The sequence below is a fragment of the Ruegeria sp. HKCCA4633 genome (genome assembly GCF_013034605.1).
Classification (GTDB): Bacteria; Pseudomonadota; Alphaproteobacteria; order Rhodobacterales; family Rhodobacteraceae; genus Ruegeria.
Window position 1 is genome coordinate 134,259 of sequence record NZ_WQGJ01000005.1, and the last position, 16,268, is coordinate 150,526.

At 58.6% G+C, this 16,268-nt stretch carries 15 protein-coding genes; 12 read left to right on the forward strand and 3 right to left on the reverse strand.

Features of this window, described 5'->3' with window-relative positions; genetic code table 11:
* Window positions 1-61: 61 nt before the first annotated feature.
* The 6 genes from GOV85_RS13675 to GOV85_RS13700 all read left to right on the forward strand — a co-directional run bounded on the left by GOV85_RS13675 (window position 62) and on the right by GOV85_RS13700 (window position 7,553).
* Complete coding sequence (locus GOV85_RS13675) at window positions 62-829, forward strand: uracil-DNA glycosylase family protein (protein ID WP_171179054.1); 768 nt, start codon at window positions 62-64, stop codon at window positions 827-829.
* A complete protein-coding gene (locus GOV85_RS13680) occupies window positions 826-1,425 on the forward strand; it encodes a metallophosphoesterase (RefSeq protein ID WP_171179055.1) in 600 nt (199 codons plus the stop codon). The genes GOV85_RS13675 and GOV85_RS13680 overlap by 4 nt, the downstream gene beginning before the upstream one ends.
* The gene (locus GOV85_RS13685) at window positions 1,422-2,042 is read left to right on the forward strand and encodes a LysE family translocator (protein ID WP_171179056.1); all 621 of its coding nucleotides are present in this window, start codon (window positions 1,422-1,424) and stop codon (window positions 2,040-2,042) included. Before GOV85_RS13680 ends, GOV85_RS13685 begins: the two co-directional genes overlap by 4 nt.
* Window positions 2,043-2,048: 6 nt before the next feature.
* Window positions 2,049-2,591 carry a molybdenum cofactor biosynthesis protein B gene (gene moaB / locus GOV85_RS13690; protein ID WP_171179057.1) on the forward strand — a complete coding sequence of 181 codons (543 nt, stop codon included), beginning with the start codon at window positions 2,049-2,051 and terminating at the stop codon, window positions 2,589-2,591.
* A 106-nt stretch (window positions 2,592-2,697) separates the two neighbouring features.
* Window positions 2,698-4,146, forward strand: a complete 1,449-nt coding sequence (locus tag GOV85_RS13695) for an efflux RND transporter periplasmic adaptor subunit (RefSeq protein WP_171179428.1) — start codon at window positions 2,698-2,700, stop codon at window positions 4,144-4,146.
* A gap of 5 nt (window positions 4,147-4,151) precedes the next feature.
* Window positions 4,152-7,553, forward strand: coding sequence for an efflux RND transporter permease subunit (locus GOV85_RS13700; RefSeq protein ID WP_171179058.1), 3,402 nt, complete (start codon window positions 4,152-4,154; stop codon window positions 7,551-7,553).
* On the opposite strand, the gene GOV85_RS13705 is transcribed toward GOV85_RS13700, so the two are convergent.
* Both GOV85_RS13705 and GOV85_RS13710 read right to left on the reverse strand, forming a co-directional pair.
* Complete coding sequence (locus GOV85_RS13705) at window positions 7,550-8,017, reverse strand: NUDIX hydrolase (RefSeq protein ID WP_371813597.1); 468 nt, start codon at window positions 8,015-8,017, stop codon at window positions 7,550-7,552. The two genes, GOV85_RS13700 and GOV85_RS13705, sit on opposite strands and share 4 nt — an antisense overlap.
* The gene (locus GOV85_RS13710; RefSeq protein WP_171179060.1) at window positions 7,974-8,786 is read right to left on the reverse strand and encodes a protein-disulfide reductase DsbD domain-containing protein; all 813 of its coding nucleotides are present in this window, start codon (window positions 8,784-8,786) and stop codon (window positions 7,974-7,976) included. The genes GOV85_RS13705 and GOV85_RS13710 overlap by 44 nt, the downstream gene beginning before the upstream one ends.
* Window positions 8,787-8,930: 144 nt before the next feature.
* On the opposite strand from GOV85_RS13710, the gene GOV85_RS13715 reads away from it, so the two are divergent.
* Complete coding sequence (locus tag GOV85_RS13715; protein ID WP_171179061.1) at window positions 8,931-9,485, forward strand: YqgE/AlgH family protein; 555 nt, start codon at window positions 8,931-8,933, stop codon at window positions 9,483-9,485.
* Here the strand turns inward: GOV85_RS13715 and GOV85_RS13720 are convergent, their stop codons facing one another.
* Window positions 9,486-10,436: an L-threonylcarbamoyladenylate synthase gene (locus GOV85_RS13720; protein ID WP_171179430.1), complete on the reverse strand. Its 951-nt coding sequence runs from the start codon at window positions 10,434-10,436 to the stop codon at window positions 9,486-9,488. It abuts the gene before it with no gap.
* Between the two features lie 139 nt (window positions 10,437-10,575).
* On the opposite strand from GOV85_RS13720, the gene GOV85_RS13725 reads away from it, so the two are divergent.
* Genes GOV85_RS13725 through GOV85_RS13745 form a run of 5 tightly spaced genes read left to right on the forward strand, consistent with a single transcriptional unit; the run spans window position 10,576 to window position 16,208 of the window.
* Entirely contained in the window at window positions 10,576-12,279 is a 1,704-nt protein-coding gene (locus tag GOV85_RS13725; protein WP_171179062.1) for an acyl-CoA dehydrogenase, read from the forward strand.
* Complete coding sequence (locus tag GOV85_RS13730; RefSeq protein ID WP_171179063.1) at window positions 12,279-13,325, forward strand: MBL fold metallo-hydrolase; 1,047 nt, start codon at window positions 12,279-12,281, stop codon at window positions 13,323-13,325. Before GOV85_RS13725 ends, GOV85_RS13730 begins: the two co-directional genes overlap by 1 nt.
* A gap of 6 nt (window positions 13,326-13,331) precedes the next feature.
* A complete protein-coding gene (locus tag GOV85_RS13735; protein WP_171179064.1) occupies window positions 13,332-13,784 on the forward strand; it encodes a DUF6173 family protein in 453 nt (150 codons plus the stop codon).
* Between the two features lie 56 nt (window positions 13,785-13,840).
* Complete coding sequence (locus GOV85_RS13740; RefSeq protein WP_348540115.1) at window positions 13,841-15,682, forward strand: glycerophosphodiester phosphodiesterase; 1,842 nt, start codon at window positions 13,841-13,843, stop codon at window positions 15,680-15,682.
* On the forward strand, window positions 15,669-16,208 hold the full coding sequence (locus tag GOV85_RS13745) for a hypothetical protein (RefSeq protein WP_171179066.1): 540 nt from the start codon (window positions 15,669-15,671) through the stop codon (window positions 16,206-16,208). Before GOV85_RS13740 ends, GOV85_RS13745 begins: the two co-directional genes overlap by 14 nt.
* Window positions 16,209-16,268: the final 60 nt, after the last annotated feature.

The window sequence follows — 16,268 nt, forward strand, 5'->3', positions numbered from 1 at the left end:
CAGAGCGACCGATCAAGCCCTATTCGCTTTCCCTCAGCGTTTAGGCAGGTAAATTATCCGTATGGAATCGGGCTTGGACTATTACTCTGCACGGGCGCTGCTGGAATGGCAGATCGAAATGGGCGCGACCGAGGCAATCGGGGATGCGCCCGTGGATCGGTATGCCTTGCCCGACACCACGCCCAAACCCAAGAAAGCAGAAGCAGCTTCTGTGGCCCCGGCAAAACCTAAACAGGTTGATCCGGTTGCTGTTGCGCAGGCTGCCGCGCAAGGGGCAGGGTCTCTGGATCAGTTGCGGATAGTGATGGAGGCTTTTGATCACTGCGAACTTAAACGCGGGGCACGACAATTGGTTTTTGCCGACGGTACCCCCGGCGCAAAGGTGATGATCATCGGCGAAGCCCCTGGCCGCGATGAAGATCGTGAAGGCAAGCCCTTTGTCGGTCGCGCCGGTCAATTGCTGGATCGGATGCTGGCAGCGATCGATCTGGACCGTCGCGAGAACGTCTACATCACCAACGTACTGCCATGGCGGCCTCCGCAGAACCGCGATCCCAAGCCCGAGGAAATCGGGATGATGAAGCCTTTCCTTGAGCGCCATGTGGCGTTGGCCAAGCCCGAAGTTCTGGTGGTGATGGGCAATATTAGCTGTCAGGCGGTGCTGGGAAAACGAGGTATCACCCGTTTGCGCGGCAATTGGGATCAGGCGATGGATCTGCCTGTGATCCCAATGTTCCACCCGGCCTTCCTGTTGCGTCAGCCGCAGATGAAACGGCAGGCTTGGGCTGATCTGCTGGACCTCAAGGCGCGGCTTGGAGGTGGCGCATGAAGGTTCTGGCTTTTTCCGATCTTCACATGGCGCGCAACCGCGCCGCAGATTTGGTGGCCGCCAGTGCGGAGGCTGATCTGGTCATTGGCGCAGGCGACTATTGCAACATGAGGCAGGGTCTGAATTCGGCGATGCAGATGCTTTCGGGGATCGCAGCGCCCTTGGTCCTGATCCCCGGAAATGCCGAAAGCTCAGAAGAACTGAGTGACGCTGCCCCAGAAGGTGTCCATGTCCTGCACGGGTCCGGTATGACACTCGACGGGCTTCGCCTGTTTGGATTGGGTTACGGCGTGCCGCCCACGCCGTTTGGCGACTGGTCCTGTGACTTGACCGAAGGCGCGGCGACCGAGATGCTCGACCGATGCGACGCGGCTGACGTCCTGATCGTGCATTCTCCGCCCAAAGGCTACGGGGATCAGACCTCGCAAGGTCTGTCGGTAGGGTCGACCGCTGTGCGCGACGCAATAGAGAGGCTTCAGCCAGGTCATGCTGTCTTTGGACACGTACACGAAAGTTGGGGCTATCGCGGAACGCTAGGCCGAACGCAATTGGCCAATCTTGGGCCGAAACCGAATTGGTTTGAGGTGTCTGCGTGATCGAACTTCAGACTTTACTGGTTTTCATTCCAGCCGCCTTGGCACTGAACCTGACGCCCGGTGCCGATATGATGTTCTGCTTCGGCCAGGGTCTTCGGTCGGGCGCATGGCCTTCAGTCTCGGCAAGTGCCGGGGTGTCTGTAGGAACCATGATTCATGTCCTGTTTGCTGGTCTGGGACTTGGGGCTGCGGTATCGGCGCTGCCCTGGCTGTTTGAAGTGATCCGCTGGATCGGCGCGGCATATCTGCTTTATTTGGCGTGGGGGGCTGTTAGAAACGGCGCATATGTGGGTGACACGCCTGTGCGATCCACCCGCATGGCGTTTCGAGACGGAATGTTGGTCAACTTGACCAACCCCAAGGTCATTCTGTTTGTCCTGGCCTTTATCCCTCAATTCGTCGACCCGACTGCAGGCTCGGTCCTGCTGCAGTTCCTGATCTTTGGGTTGATCATCGCGTTTGGCGGGTTTTTGGTGAATGGTTTGGCGGGTGTCTTCGCCGGAAGCGCTGGCAGAGTTCTGATCGGCAACCCGCGCGCCTCAGGTATTATCGGCTGGATCACGGGTGGGATTTTTACCGCCCTCGCGGTTCGGCTTGTCATCATGGAAAGGGCCTGACGCAAGATGTCACGCATTGACGAAAGCAAAAAGTTCATCGCGGTTAAAATTGCCGTGTTGACAGTCTCGGATACCAGATCACTGGACGAAGATCGCTCGGGCCAAACTCTGGTGGACCGGATTGAAAAGGCGGGGCATGTGGTCGCTGATCGCAAGATTGTTCGCGACGAACGCGATCAGATTGCCGATCAACTGCGCGCCTGGGTGGCGGACGATCAGATTGATGTCGTGATCTCGACCGGGGGCACAGGTCTGACTGGGCGCGATGTGACCGTCGAGGCCCATCGGGACGTCTATGAAAAAGAGATCGACGCTTTCGGCACCGTGTTTACACTTATCTCGAAGGAGAAAATCGGCACCTCGGCGGTGCAGTCACGTGCGACGGGGGGTGTTGCCGGTGGTACATACCTGTTCGCACTGCCCGGCAGCCCGGGCGCCTGCAAGGATGCGTGGGACGGGATACTCGAAAAACAGTTCGATTATCGCCATCGCCCCTGCAATTTTGTGGAAATAATGCCCAGATTGGACGAACACCTGCGACGGAAGTAGACTGGTCGTACGTTCAAATCCGTGTAACCGCTTTGTGGCTTGGCATAATTCGTGATCCAGCTACATGTTAGGAACGGCAGCTTGATGCAACCGGGGTAACTGATTGATGCGATTTTTGCGGCAAAGTCTGGTCGGTATTTTTCTGGCGTTTCTAACGCTGGCTTTGCTGTTTGTTGCGACACAAATCATCGTGGGCGCGGTGCAGGACGCTCTGACGCGTGACGACGCAGCGCCACCCGCGCGCGAAAGGGTTTTTGCAGTGTCGGTTATTCAAGCTGAAGCGGAAACCGTCACCCCCTATCTTGAAGCGTTTGGAGAAGTCCAAAGTCGTCGCAGATTGGAATTGCGTGCGGCGCTGGGCGGGCGCGTGGTTGCGCTGGCCGAAGACTTTGAGGATGGCGGTACCGTCTCGGTGGGTGAGGTGCTGGTTGAACTGGACCCGGCGGATGCGCAATCCGCGTTGGATCGGGCTAAATCCGATCTTTTGGATGCTCAGTTTGAAGAACGCGATGCCGAACGCTCGTTGCTACTGGCGCAAGACGAGTTGAAATCAGCCGAGGCGCAGGCGGACCTGCGTGAACGGGCGTTGCAACGCCAACGTGACTTGCAATCCCGCGGGGTTGGTGCCGCTGCCAGCGTGGAAGAAGCTGAGCTGGCAGCGACTTCAGCGCAGCAGGCAGTTCTGGCCCGCCGCATCGCGCTGGCGCAAGCGGAATCGCGTGTTGATCAGGCTACGACTTTGCAGGCTCGTGCGGTCATCACATTGGAAGCGGCGGAACGCGATCTTGAAGATATGACAATTCGGGCTGGGTTTAGCGGCACTTTGACCGATGTTACCTTGGTGGAAGGGCGTTTGGTATCTGCCAATGAAAAGCTGGCCGAACTGGTCGACCCCAACGCGCTTGAGGTGGCTTTCAGGGTATCGACGGCGCAATATGTTCGACTGTTGGGTGAAAATGATCTTCTGATCAACGCACCCGTGACAGTGTCGTTGGAAGTCACCGGCGCTGATCTGAGCGCAGCCGGTCAAATCAGTCGCGACAGCGGCTCTGCCGGAGAAGGGCAAACCGGGCGGTTGATCTATGCCCGCCTGCAAGCGGCTTCGGGCTTCAAGCCGGGCGATTTTGTTACTGTTTCGGTGCAAGAGCAGCCGGTTGAAAACGTCTATCGCCTGCCATCGTCTGCACTGGATGCGTCGGGCACGGTTCTGATCTTGGGCGCGGATGACCGGTTGGAAAGCCTGCCGGTGCAGTTGGTCCGCAGGCAAGGGGATGAAGTTTTGCTGCGGGGTGACGGGCTTGAGGGGCGCGAAGTTGTCATTGGACGCACGCCTCTGCTGGGGTCCGGCGTGCGCGTAAGACCGTTGCGCGTAGAAGCCGGGGCGGATCCAGACATGGTTGAGCTAAGCCCATCGAAGCGGGCCGCACTGGTGGCCCAGATCGAGGCCAGCGAGACAATGCCGCAGGACGAGAAATCACAGCTTCTGGGCCAATTGCAGGAAGCGCGCGTGCCGGCCTCGTTGGTGCGTCGCCTTGAAACCAAGGCCGGGGGCTAGGCGCCATGATGCGCGAGATACCCGGCGCAGCGGGCGGCATTCTCAGTTACTTCACGCGCCATCGGACCGTTGCCAATCTACTGTTGTTGGTCATGCTGGTTCTGGGCGCGGCGGCCATTCCCAACATGCGGGCGCAGTTCTTTCCCGATGTGGTCTTGGAGCGCGTGGATGTCACCGTTTCGTGGGACGGTGCCGGGCCGGAGGACATGGATGCCGGCATTGTACAGTTGCTGGAGCCTGCACTGCTGGCCGTTGAAGGGGTGACCAGTACCGAGGCTAGCTCCCATCCGGGTTGGACCCGTGTCAGGCTGGAGTTCGAGCCAAACTGGGACATGTCCCGCGCGGTCGAGGAAGTCAGAACCGCCGTAGACGGTGTGTCGGACCTGCCGGAAGGGTCAGAAGAGCCCGAAATCAAACGCGGTGCCTGGCGTGACCGCGTAACGGATCTTGTCGTCAGCGGTCCCATTGATACCAATCAATTGGCGAAGATGACGGACGAGTTGATCAATCGTCTTTTCGCTGCAGGTGTGACCCGTACGACCATCCGGGGCATTGCGGCACCACAGATCATCGTTGAAGTCACGACCGCGCAGTTGATTATCAATGACATCTCCATGGCAGATATCGCCGCGGCGATTGAGTCCGAAGTAAATACCGATCCTGCCGGAGCAGTGGAGGGCGCCGGTGCGCGTATACGGGCGGGAACAGAAAAACGCACACCCGAGCAAATCGAAGGTATTGCGCTAAGGACAAATACAGATGGATCGAAACTGAAGGTCGGCGATATCGCGACGATTCGGGTCGAAGGGGTTACACGGCAACGAAGCTATTTTGTTGGCGATGATCCAGCTATGTCGATCCAAGTTGACCGGTCAAACCAGGGCGATGCTATCGAAATCCAGCACACGGTTGAAGATGTCGCCCGCGAGATGCAGGCCAGTGTGCCCGAAGGTGTGAAGATCGAGTTGATCCGTACCCGGGCCCAGGCCATCACCGACCGGCTGAACATTCTTGTCGACAATGGGCTGATGGGATTGGGCCTCGTGGTCTGCCTGCTGTTCCTGTTCCTGAATGCCCGCATTGCCTTCTGGGTTGCTGCGGGTATTCCCGTGGCCATGTCGGCTGCCATTGCGCTGATGTATCTTGGTGGGTTGTCGTTGAACATGGTCTCGCTGTTTGGCCTGATCATTACCCTCGGTATCGTGGTGGATGATGCCATCGTGGTGGGCGAACACGCCGATTTCCGAGCCCGTCGTCTGGGCGAGCCGCCTGTGGTAGCCGCTGAACGTGCCGCCCGGAGGATGGCGATGCCAGTTCTGGCGGCGACCGTCACGACGGTGATTGCGTTCTTTGGTCTGACCCTGGTGGGTGGTCGGTTCGGAGAGCTTATCCGCGATATTCCGTTCACGGTGATTGCGGTTCTTATTGCGTCGCTGGTTGAATGCTTTCTTATTCTGCCCAACCATATGGCGCACGCGATTGCGCATTCTGCCAAGGAACACTGGTACGATCTACCGAACCGTGTCGTAAACCGGGGCTTCCGCTGGGTGCGGGACCACTTGTTCCGTCCGTTGATCGCCTGGGTAATCTGGGCGCGATACGTTGTTGTGGCTTTGATGATCGCTATTCTGGCCAGTCAGGTTGCGTTGTTCATCCGTGGCGATGTGAACTGGCGATTTTTCAACGCGCCTGAACGTAGCTCAGTCAGTGGCGGGTTCATCATGCGCGAAGGCTCGACTCGGTCGGATACGCTGGAAATGATGCGCATTTTGCAGGACGCCACCGACGAGCTGGGCCAGATTTATGAAGAACGCTATGGCCAGAATCCGATTGAATTTGTTCTGGCCGAGGTCGGGGGCACCGCGGGCCGTGGATTGGCGGCGGCAGACGGCAAAGACGGCAGCGTGCTGGGCGGGATTTCGATCGAATTGATTGATGCCGACCTGCGGCCCTATTCCAGTTTTGAGTTTGTGGGCGAATTGCAGGACTTCGTTCCACGGCACCCGAATGTCGAAGTGTTGACTTTCCGGGGCTGGCGGTCCGGCCCCGGCGGCGACGCCATTGACGTACAATTCTATGGTTCTGACGTGAATGTCCTGAAGGCGGCGTCAGAAGATCTGAAGACCGCATTGTCGAAATTCCCCGAGGTTTCGGCGCTGGAAGACACTCTGGCCTATGACAAGGAAGAGTTCATTCTGGATCTTACGGCACAGGGGCAGGCCCTGGGCTTTCGGATCGAAACGCTGGGCCGCGCGTTGCGCAACCGCCTGAACGGGATCGAGGCCGCCACCTTCCCCGATGGCCCGCGCAGCACTGAAATTCGGGTTGAATTGCCTGAGGGCGAGTTGACTGCAGACTTCCTTGAACGCACCCTTATGCGTTCGCCTGATGGGGTTTATGTGCCGCTGGCTGACATCGTTTCCGTCGAACGCAAAACCGGGTTTTCCGTCGTCCGGCGCGAGAATGGCCTCAGGGTGGTTTCGGTCACAGGTGATATTTCCGAGGACGACCCGGCGCGTGCGGCTGAAATCGAACGCATCATGCAGGACGAAATCCTGCCCAACATTGCCGCCGAACGTCAGGTCGAATGGCGTATGTCGGGTCTGAGCGAGCAGGAGAACGAATTCCTGGCCGAAGCGCGCACCGGGCTGATCCTGTGTCTGACCGGAATCTACCTTGTTCTGGCCTGGGTGTTTGCAAGTTGGTCGAGGCCGTTGGTGGTCATGGCGATCATCCCCTTTGGCCTCGTTGGGGCGATCTGGGGTCATTACATCTGGGATGTTCCGCTTAGCATGTTCACGGTGGTTGGATTGCTTGGAATGACCGGTATCATAATCAACGACTCGATTGTTCTGGTGACAACGATAGATGGGTATCAGCAGGACCGGGGTCTGGTGCCGTCAATTGTCGAGGGCACAGCCGACAGGTTGCGGCCCGTAATGCTGACCACGCTGACCACGGTTCTTGGACTTGCGCCGCTGCTTTATGAGGGATCGCAGCAGGCGCAGTTCCTTAAGCCGACCGTGATCACTCTGGTCTATGGGCTAGGATTTGGGATGTTGCTGGTCCTGATCCTCGTGCCTGCCCTGCTGGCGATCCTGAACGATTTTGCGCGTCCGATGACCGCCATGCGCCGCGCCGCGCGCGCGCCAGATCGGGTGGTTCGGGTGGCATTGATAAGCACAGGCGCTGTATTGGCGATTTGGTTTGGTTTGACGATGGTCTGGCCCGCTGTCACCGGCGCGCCGCTTGGAGTGTTGCAGGGTCTTTACCCCGGTGCAGAAGGAATTGCAGCTTTGCAATTGGGGCTGGGCGCATTTCTGGCCGGGGCCGTGCCGATTCTGGGACTAAGCGTATTGTTGTCCGGATTGCTCTACGGGCGGCTCAGCCGGTCAGCAGGTGTTTAACCCGCGCACAAAGCATATTCCATAAGATCGACAACCCGTGCGCTCGTCGGCAGGTCGCCCTTGCGTATCTGGTCAATCGGAAACCAACGTGCATCCAGCGCATCATCACCGGCCTTGGGCGTGCCTGAGAGATACTGGCAGGCAACACCGACCAGAAGATAATGAGACAAGACCTGACCTTGTGGATCGCTTCGCAGCAAGTCCAGATTTTTCAGGTAGTGCAACGGCTCTGCGATCACCGAGGTTTCCTCCTGCAACTCACGTTGCGCGGCTTTCAGAACGGTTTCACCCCATTCCACATGGCCGCCCGGAAAGCCCCACAAACCGGCATCTGGCTGTTTGCTGCGTTGCACCAGAAGAACCTGATCCTGATGCAGAACAACTGCCAAGGCACCGATCTTAGGAGTTCGGGTCACAAGCTCAGCCCGCGCTGCAGCCCAGAATATCGACCGCGTGATTGGCACCCAGAACGGTGATCCGAATCTCGGACCGGTCCAACGCAAACGGCGCGCCTGATGCGTTTACGATTTCGGATTGTGCCACCAACGTATCGCCTTCGCGCTGTGAGACCGGCTGCGAGGCCCAGAGAACAGGATTTCCCGGCTCGATCACAGCGACTTCGCGCCCCCCTGCAGAGGGCATCGTCACCCGAGCCTCGATCTGTATTCCGTCCTGCGTCGGAGTTAGGTTACAGGTGGCTTTGCTCACCCGGGCTTCTTGTGCTGAGTAGGGGCGTTGCGCCATAGCCGCAGCAATTGCGGGGTTGCGACCGGCATCACCGTCCAGCGTGTGGTCAAAATCCAGACGTTCGGGGATGCACACGTCCTTGCAAACGCCCAGGTCCATCTCACCTTGCAGGCGGACGGGTTTCGCAGGGTTTCGCGGTGTAATTTCAATCGGCAGGATCAGCTGGTTTTCATAGCCGATCGACTGCAAGCCATTCTGGTCAAAAATCTCGGGCGCGGGCCAGGTGATGTCCACATGTCCAACGTTGCTTGAGCGTTTCCAATCGAACTGGGGTGGGATGCCCGCATCACCGGGCGCCCGCCAATAGGTTTTCCAGCCGTCCTTCAGGGTCAGCTTCAACGCGCTCAGATAGGTGCCGTTTGCGGTTCGACCGCCATCCAGAACATCCAGTTGCACCACTCCATCCAAACTCTGCGCGGTGGCAGGAGAGGATAGGGTCAGGCAAGCAAACGCAACGGCGGCTGTGGATTTGATCGACATCTTCATACACCATACATGCGCGGGCTGGGGCCGGATTCCAAGTCACGATCCGGTCACTGCAATGAAATCTGTCGAATTACCCGTTGTTCTCTTGCAAACACAGGGGTGGCGGGGCCATTGTTGACGTAATTGAGAAAGAGATGGCGGCCCATGGATCTGACCGGAAAACTGTTGATTGCGATGCCCGGTATGGGCGATCCGCGGTTCGACCATTCGGTGGTTTATATGTGCAGCTATGGCGATGACGGCGCGATGGGGCTGATCATCAACAAACCCTCGGACCTGCGAATAAAGACTTTGCTTAGCCAATTGGACATCGCGTGTCGTATTCCGGTTGTTGGCGAGCGATTGGTTCATTTTGGGGGTCCCGTCGAAATGTCGCGCGGCTTTGTTCTGCACAGCGCCGACTATGAAGCTAACCTTCATTCGATGCAGATTTCGGAAGAATTCAGCATGACTGCCACACTGGATGTTCTGGAAGACCTTGCTTCGGGGACAGGGCCACTGAATTCGATGTTGGCGCTGGGCTATTCCGGCTGGGGTCCGGGGCAGCTGGAAGATGAAATCGCCATGAATGGCTGGCTGACCACCGAAGCAACATCAAAGCTGGTCTTTGACGTGCCCGATGATGAGAAATGGGAAGCCGCTTTGGCCACTTTGGGCGTGGACCCTTTGACTTTGTCCGCCAGTGCAGGTCGCGCCTGATCAGCTGTCACGTGGCGCTGCAGCGCGGCGCAATCGGTCGTTGATGGCCGCACCAAGCCCGGCATCTGGAATCGGAGAAACCGCAATCGGTCGCCCGGACTTGTTCAGCTCATGCAGGGATGCAAAGAGGTTTGCAGCGGCCTCGGTCAGGTTGGCGTTCACGGACAGGTTCAGATCACAATCCACCGGTCCAAAGCCCAGCAAGACCTCCTCGCCGTGACGCGACGCGGCATTCAGGCGGACCGGCGCATCCGGCGCGTAATGCGATTGAAGCTGACCCGGAGCAGTCAGAAGATCACCGGACTGATGCACGTGCAGATGCACCCCCAGTTCCTGTTCGATCTGTTCCAGAGCGACCCCGCCGGGACGCAGCAAGGTAGGTTCTCCGGCCAGTCCGACGATGGTGGATTCCAGCCCGACGCCGCACGGTCCGGCATCTAAAACTGCAGCGATCTTGCCACCCAGGCCCGCCCATACATGATCGGCTGTTGTGGGGCTGATCAGACCTGACGGATTTGCCGAAGGCGCAGCGACCGGCCCATCAAACGCAGCCAACAAAGCTCGTGCGGTGGGATGCGCGGGTACGCGAACCGCCAACGTGTCCAACCCCGCCGTTACAAGCGCGGATATTCCGTGCCCTTCGCGTAGTGGCAGAACAAGTGTTAGTGGACCGGGCCAGAAAGCTTGAGCCAATTGCTCGGCCTGATCTGACCATTGCACAAACCTTTGCGCTGCACTGACCGAGGCGACATGGGCGATCAGCGGGTTGAAGCTGGGCCGACCCTTGGCCTCGTAAATCGACGCGACCGCCTGGCCATTGCGCGCATCGCCGCCCAGTCCATAGACTGTCTCGGTCGGCAGGGCGACCAGAAGGCCCTGACGCAGCAAGTCCGCCGCCCGTTCGATTCCGTCGGGATTCGCCGTCAATTCCTGAGTGCCGGATGAGATCATATCTGGTGACGCCGCGTTTTGGTTGCCTGAAAAATTTGGAAGAGTACGTAATCGGTTCAGACCAACACGCTTACCGGCGCTTGCGTTTGATTCCAAGCCCGCCGATGTATTCTGATCCTCTAGACGTTCGAGAGTTGTCATGCCCTACCGCGCCCCAATCTCTGATTATCAATTTCTGCTGGACCATGTGGTCGGGTTCGATCAGGTCGCCGCCACAAAAACATTCGCGGATGCCAGCGCGGATGTGGTGAGCGCCATACTGTCTGAGGCTGGCAGGATGTGCGAAGAGGTACTGGCCCCGTTGCAACGCGCCGGTGATCTGGAGCCTGCGCGGCTTGAGAATGGTGTGCTGCGCAGCTCTCCGGGATACGCTGGCGGTTGGAAAGCGATTGCCGAAGGTGGCTGGGTCGGGATCAGCGCCGATCCTCAACATGGCGGTATGGGCCTGCCGATGACTGTCACCACTGCTGTGAACGAGATGATGAGCGCCTCGTGCCTGTCGTTGCAACTGGCACCGCTGATGGCACAGGGCCAGATTGAAGCGTTGGAGCATCACGCCAGCGACGAATTGAAGGCGCTGTATCTGCCTAAGATGATCTCTGGCGAATGGTCGGCCACCATGAACCTGACCGAGGCTCAGGCCGGATCGGATGTGGGTGCGCTGACGTCGAAGGCTGAACCGAACGGGGACGGCACATATTCGGTAACCGGGCAGAAGATTTTCATTTCCTGGGGCGACAACGACTTTGCCGAGAATATTTGCCATCTGGTTCTGGCGCGATTGCCCGATGGGGTACCCGGCACAAAGGGTATTTCGTTGTTCCTGGTGCCGAAATACATCCCGGATGCGGATGGCAATCCGGGCGTGGCCAATGATCTGAAAGTGGTTTCGGTTGAGCATAAAATGGGGCTGCACGGCTCACCCACCTGTGTGATGCAATATGACGGGGCCAAAGGCTGGCTCGTCGGCGCGGAACACGGTGGCATGGCTGCGATGTTTACCATGATGAACAATGCGCGTCTGGGTGTTGGCGGTCAGGGTGTTGGCGTTGCGGAAGGCGCTTATCAGCACGCATTGGCCTATGCGATGGACCGCAAACAGGGCAGGACGCCCTCGGGTACGATCATAGATCACGCCGACGTGCGCCGCATGATCATGGATATGCGGGCTGACATATTTGCGGCGCGCGCGATATTGCTGGCCAACGCAACCGCAATTGATATGGCGAAAGCAACTGACGACGCCGATTGGGCTGCGCGTGCGGCGTTGCTGACGCCAATCGCCAAGTCCTTCGGCGCGCGCACCGGTATTCGTGTGGCAGAAACCGGGGTGCAGGTGCATGGCGGCATGGGGTTCATTGAAGAAACCGGCGCGGCCCAGTATTCGCGCGATGTACGCGTCACGGCGATTTATGAAGGCACCGACGGCATTCAGGCCATGGACCTTGTTGCACGCAAGATGATGGACGGGGGCGAGGCCGCATCGAACCTTCTGGACGAGATCGAAGATCAGGCCGAGCGCGCCCGGGCAACAATGCCCGATTTGGCCGGTCCGGTCTGGGAAGCCAGCGAGACCCTGCGCGAAGCGACCGAGTGGCTGGTGGCGCAGAGTGATATGAATGACCGCTTTGCAGGCGCAACAGCTTATTTGCAGGCGTTTGCCCGGGTGTTGGGCGGGCATTACCACCTGACCGCAGCTCTGGCCGATCCGGATGGACCACGGGCCAAGTTGGCGCGATACTATATCTACGCCTTGTTGCCGGAACATTCGGGTCTTCTGGCGCGGGTGCAAAGCGGGGCGGATAGTCTGTTCGCGCTCAGCCTGGATGAGTTGGCCGCCTGATGGACGGGGATCGCGTTTTGGGAATCAGATATCCGTGGGACGAACCTCCCGCGACAGGCGAAGCCATCCAGATTGCCGAGGGGGTTTTGTGGATGCGTCTATCCCTGCCGATGGCTCTGGATCACGTCAATATCTACGCTCTGGATGACGGCGACAGTTGGACGGTGATCGACACCGGCCTGTCTTCGAACAAGACGCGGCGCATCTGGGAAACCCTGATGGGTGGCCCTTTGGCAGGCAAGCCAATCAGACGGGTGATCGTGACCCACCACCATCCCGATCATGTCGGCAATGCCGGATGGTTTCAGTCGGAACACGGGGCGGAGCTGGTCACAAGTCGCACTTCGTGGCTGTTTGCCCGGATGCTTACGCTGGATGTTCAGGAAACCTGGCCGCAGGAGACCTTGGATTTCTATCTCAGCGCGGGTATGGCGCCCGAGGTGCTGACCGCACGGATGAACGATCGCCCCTTCAATTTTGCCGATACGGTCTATCCCATGCCGCTGGGCTTTACGCGCATACAGCAGGGCGACGTGATCCGCATGGGCGGGCGGGACTGGGATGTGCATATGGGCAATGGCCACGCCCCGGAACACGCCACTTTCTGGAGCCGCGACGACAATCTGGTCCTTAGTGGCGATCAGATCCTCAGCTCGATCAGCCCTAATTTGGGTGTCTATGCAACCGAGCCCATGGCCGATCCGGTTTCGGCCTGGATGGAGGCGTGCGAGCGACTTCAGACACTGGCCCGGCCTGATCATCTGGTACTGGGTGGGCATAAGCTGCCCTTTACCGGACTGCCGCTGCGCATGAAGCAGTTGATCGAGAATCACCATAGCGCGTTGGAGCGTCTGCTGGACCATCTGGACGAACCCAAAGCTGCGGCCGACTGTTTCCTTCCACTGTTCAAGCGCACGATCCGCGAGGGCGAATACGGCCTCGCACTGGTCGAGGCGGTTGCACATATGAATCATCTCTACCACATTGACGCTGTGATCCGGACGCAGCGCGCGGACGGGGCTTGGCTGTATCAGCGCAAAGGGTAGAAAAGAATGCAGGACCAGATTGAAACCTCGGCCGAGGCCGCCGAAGCCGCCGCCTTGCCACGATGCCATGAGGTTCATGCCGATCCAAATGCTGAATCCGGCACTAAAACCCTGCCTGAGCCATTGAACAAGCCGGTTGAAACCAAAAGCCCCGCCCAATGGGCGTATGAGCGACTGATCATGTACATCCAGAACTTTGAAAAGACGCTGGATGGCGACCACGAGGTCGCAATGGGCTTTACCGGTGGGGATGCCGGCGTGATGCGGATCGAAGGCATGGGATATTTCGACCCCGATATGATCACGTTCTATGGTTCGGACGGGGCAGGGGCCCGCACGCAATTGGTGCAACATGTCAGCCAGTTGAACGTGATGCTGCGCGCATTGCCCAAATCGGTTGAAGACAAACCCGCCAACCGTATCGGGTTCCGTTTGGCGGCCGATCTGGAAGACAGCTGACTTGCAATTCACGCTTGCGCGCCTTTGAATGAATGCATCATTTCGGAGGCCACAGCGTGAGCAGATTTTTTCAAGCCGTTTCACATGCCTATGCCGGGGCATGGGCCCGGCGTACAGTCTTTGTCCCGATCTATATTGCGGTGCGCCTGCTGCTGATGGCGTTGATTGCGCCGGGTGTCGCAGTGGCGGTCAACCTGGCTGTGTCTTTGTCGGATCAGACGGCGCTGACGGATCAGGACATTGCAATGTTCCTGCTGTCTCCGGCCGGGTTCATCGCGGGTATCGCAGTGCTCAGCCTGTTTTTGCTGGCTGAGGTCTTTGTGTTCTCGGTTATGGCCGGGTCCTTGCGCATGGGCGAAAGCGACCCTTGGCGCGCTGGAAGCGCGGCGCTCGCATTGAACCTGTCCCGCTTTCCGGCGCTGTTTGGGTTTGCGGTGCGGTTTATTCTACGCGTCTTGCTGCTTGCCCTGCCATTTGTGGCCGTTGCAGGGCTGATCGCTTGGTGGACGTTGACGGAATATGACATCAACTACTACCTGACCTTCCATCCGCCCGCCTTTCAGGTGGCGGTGGTCCTCATCGGATTGGTGGTTCTGGCGTTGGCTTGGGTTTTGATCCGGCGTCTGTCCGGTTGGGCGCTGGCGCTGCATCTGGTGCTGTTTGAAGGTGCGTCGCCTCGAGTGGCTTTCTCGCAAAGCGAGCAGAGGATGGAAGGTCAGCGTGGGCGATTGAAGGTCGAACTTGCCCTGTGGCTGGCGACGCGGCTTGTTATTGCGGCTTTGATCGCAGGGGTGGCCAGTCTTTTGTTTGCGCTGGTACCGATACAGGAAGGCGGCAGCCTAAAGCTTGCCTTGATCTTTAGCCTAATCATCGCAGGGCTTTGGTCTTTGGCGGGGTTGGTTCTGGCGGCGACTGCGTTGGGCGCACTTGCCGTTTTGCTGGATGGGTTTTTTGATTCAGACGCCAAGGAAGTTGCTCACCCTGAACCCAGGAAAATCCGCGCGCCCGTGTTTGTAACTGTCGCAGCGGCTCTGGCCGCATTGGGTATTGGCCTTTGGTTCGGGCAGGGCCTGCTGGAACGTGTGCAGGCGCCGGATCATGCCGAGGTGATCGGCCACCGGGGCGCTGCGGCCATACGGCCGGAAAACACCATGGCCGCAGTTCTGAAAGCCATTGAGGATGGCGCGGATTGGGTCGAGATCGACGTGCAGGAAACGGCAGATGATGTGGTCATCGTGGCCCATGACAGCGACTTCATGAAGCTGGCTGGCGTCAACCTGAAGGTCTGGGACGCCACCATGGAGGACGTGGCTGACATCGATATTGGCAGCTGGTTCGGGCCGGAATATGCCTCGGAACGCACACCGACCCTGCGCGAGGTGCTGGAAGCGGCCAAAGGCAAATCCAAGGTTCTGATTGAACTGAAATATTATGGTCACGATGTCGATCTGGAAAATCGGGTGATCAACCTGGTGGAAGAGCTGGGGATGCAGGATGAAATTGCCACAATGTCGCTGAAATACCCAGCCGTGCAAAAGATGAAAAAGCTGCGCCCCGACTGGCGGTCTGGCGTGTTGGCGGCCACTGCCGTTGGGGACCTGTCGGGCCTGGAAGGTGAATTCGTCGCGGTCAATGCAGGGATGGTGACACCGGGGCTGATCCGAAAGGTGCAGGACGCGGACAAGGATATCTATGTCTGGACGGTGAATGACCCGTTGCAGATGTCCAAAATGGCCTCGATGGGTGTAGACGGGTTGATCACCGACCGCCCGGCCATGGCTAACGAAGTTCTGCGCGTGCGTGCTGAAATGGGGCCAGGTGAGCGATTGTTGCTGTGGCTGGCAACAACGTTTGGATTGCAGGTCGATACCGAGGCAATGCGTGATGAAAGCCCTTAATTTAGCATTATTCGTATCATTGCTGCCGCTGCCTGCCTTGTCTCAGGATCTGATGCGCAGTTTTGAGTTGCCGTCGCACCGTGCCCTTGTGGACCAAAGTCTAAGCGCCGAATTGACCGCGTTTGAAACCGACGGCTGTTCGGGCGGACTTTCGGCCAGTTGGCGCTGGGTCGCCAAGCAGTTCCCCCAAGTCGGCGAGCTGTATGAAGAGCACCCGCCATGGGAATATTGTTGCGTGACCCATGACCAAGCCTATCACAACGCGGGCGGCGCGGTGACGGCAGAGGAAAGCTATGACGCGCGTCTTGCAGCGGATGATGCCCTGCATGCTTGTGTGGTGGAACACGGAAATCGTTACGCTGAAGATTATGCCGAGCGTTACGAGATGACACCCAAGCAAATCCGTGACGTGCACGCGATCACTGCGGATGCGATGTATGGCGCCGTTCGATTCGGCGGTGGGCCATGCAGCGGCTTGCCGTGGCGGTGGGGGTTTGGGTATCCGGGGTGCTCGATCCTCAGGTAAGTATACCCTGCGCGCGAATGACGTGGTGACAGGCGTCTGGTTTTCTATTATCCAACAGAT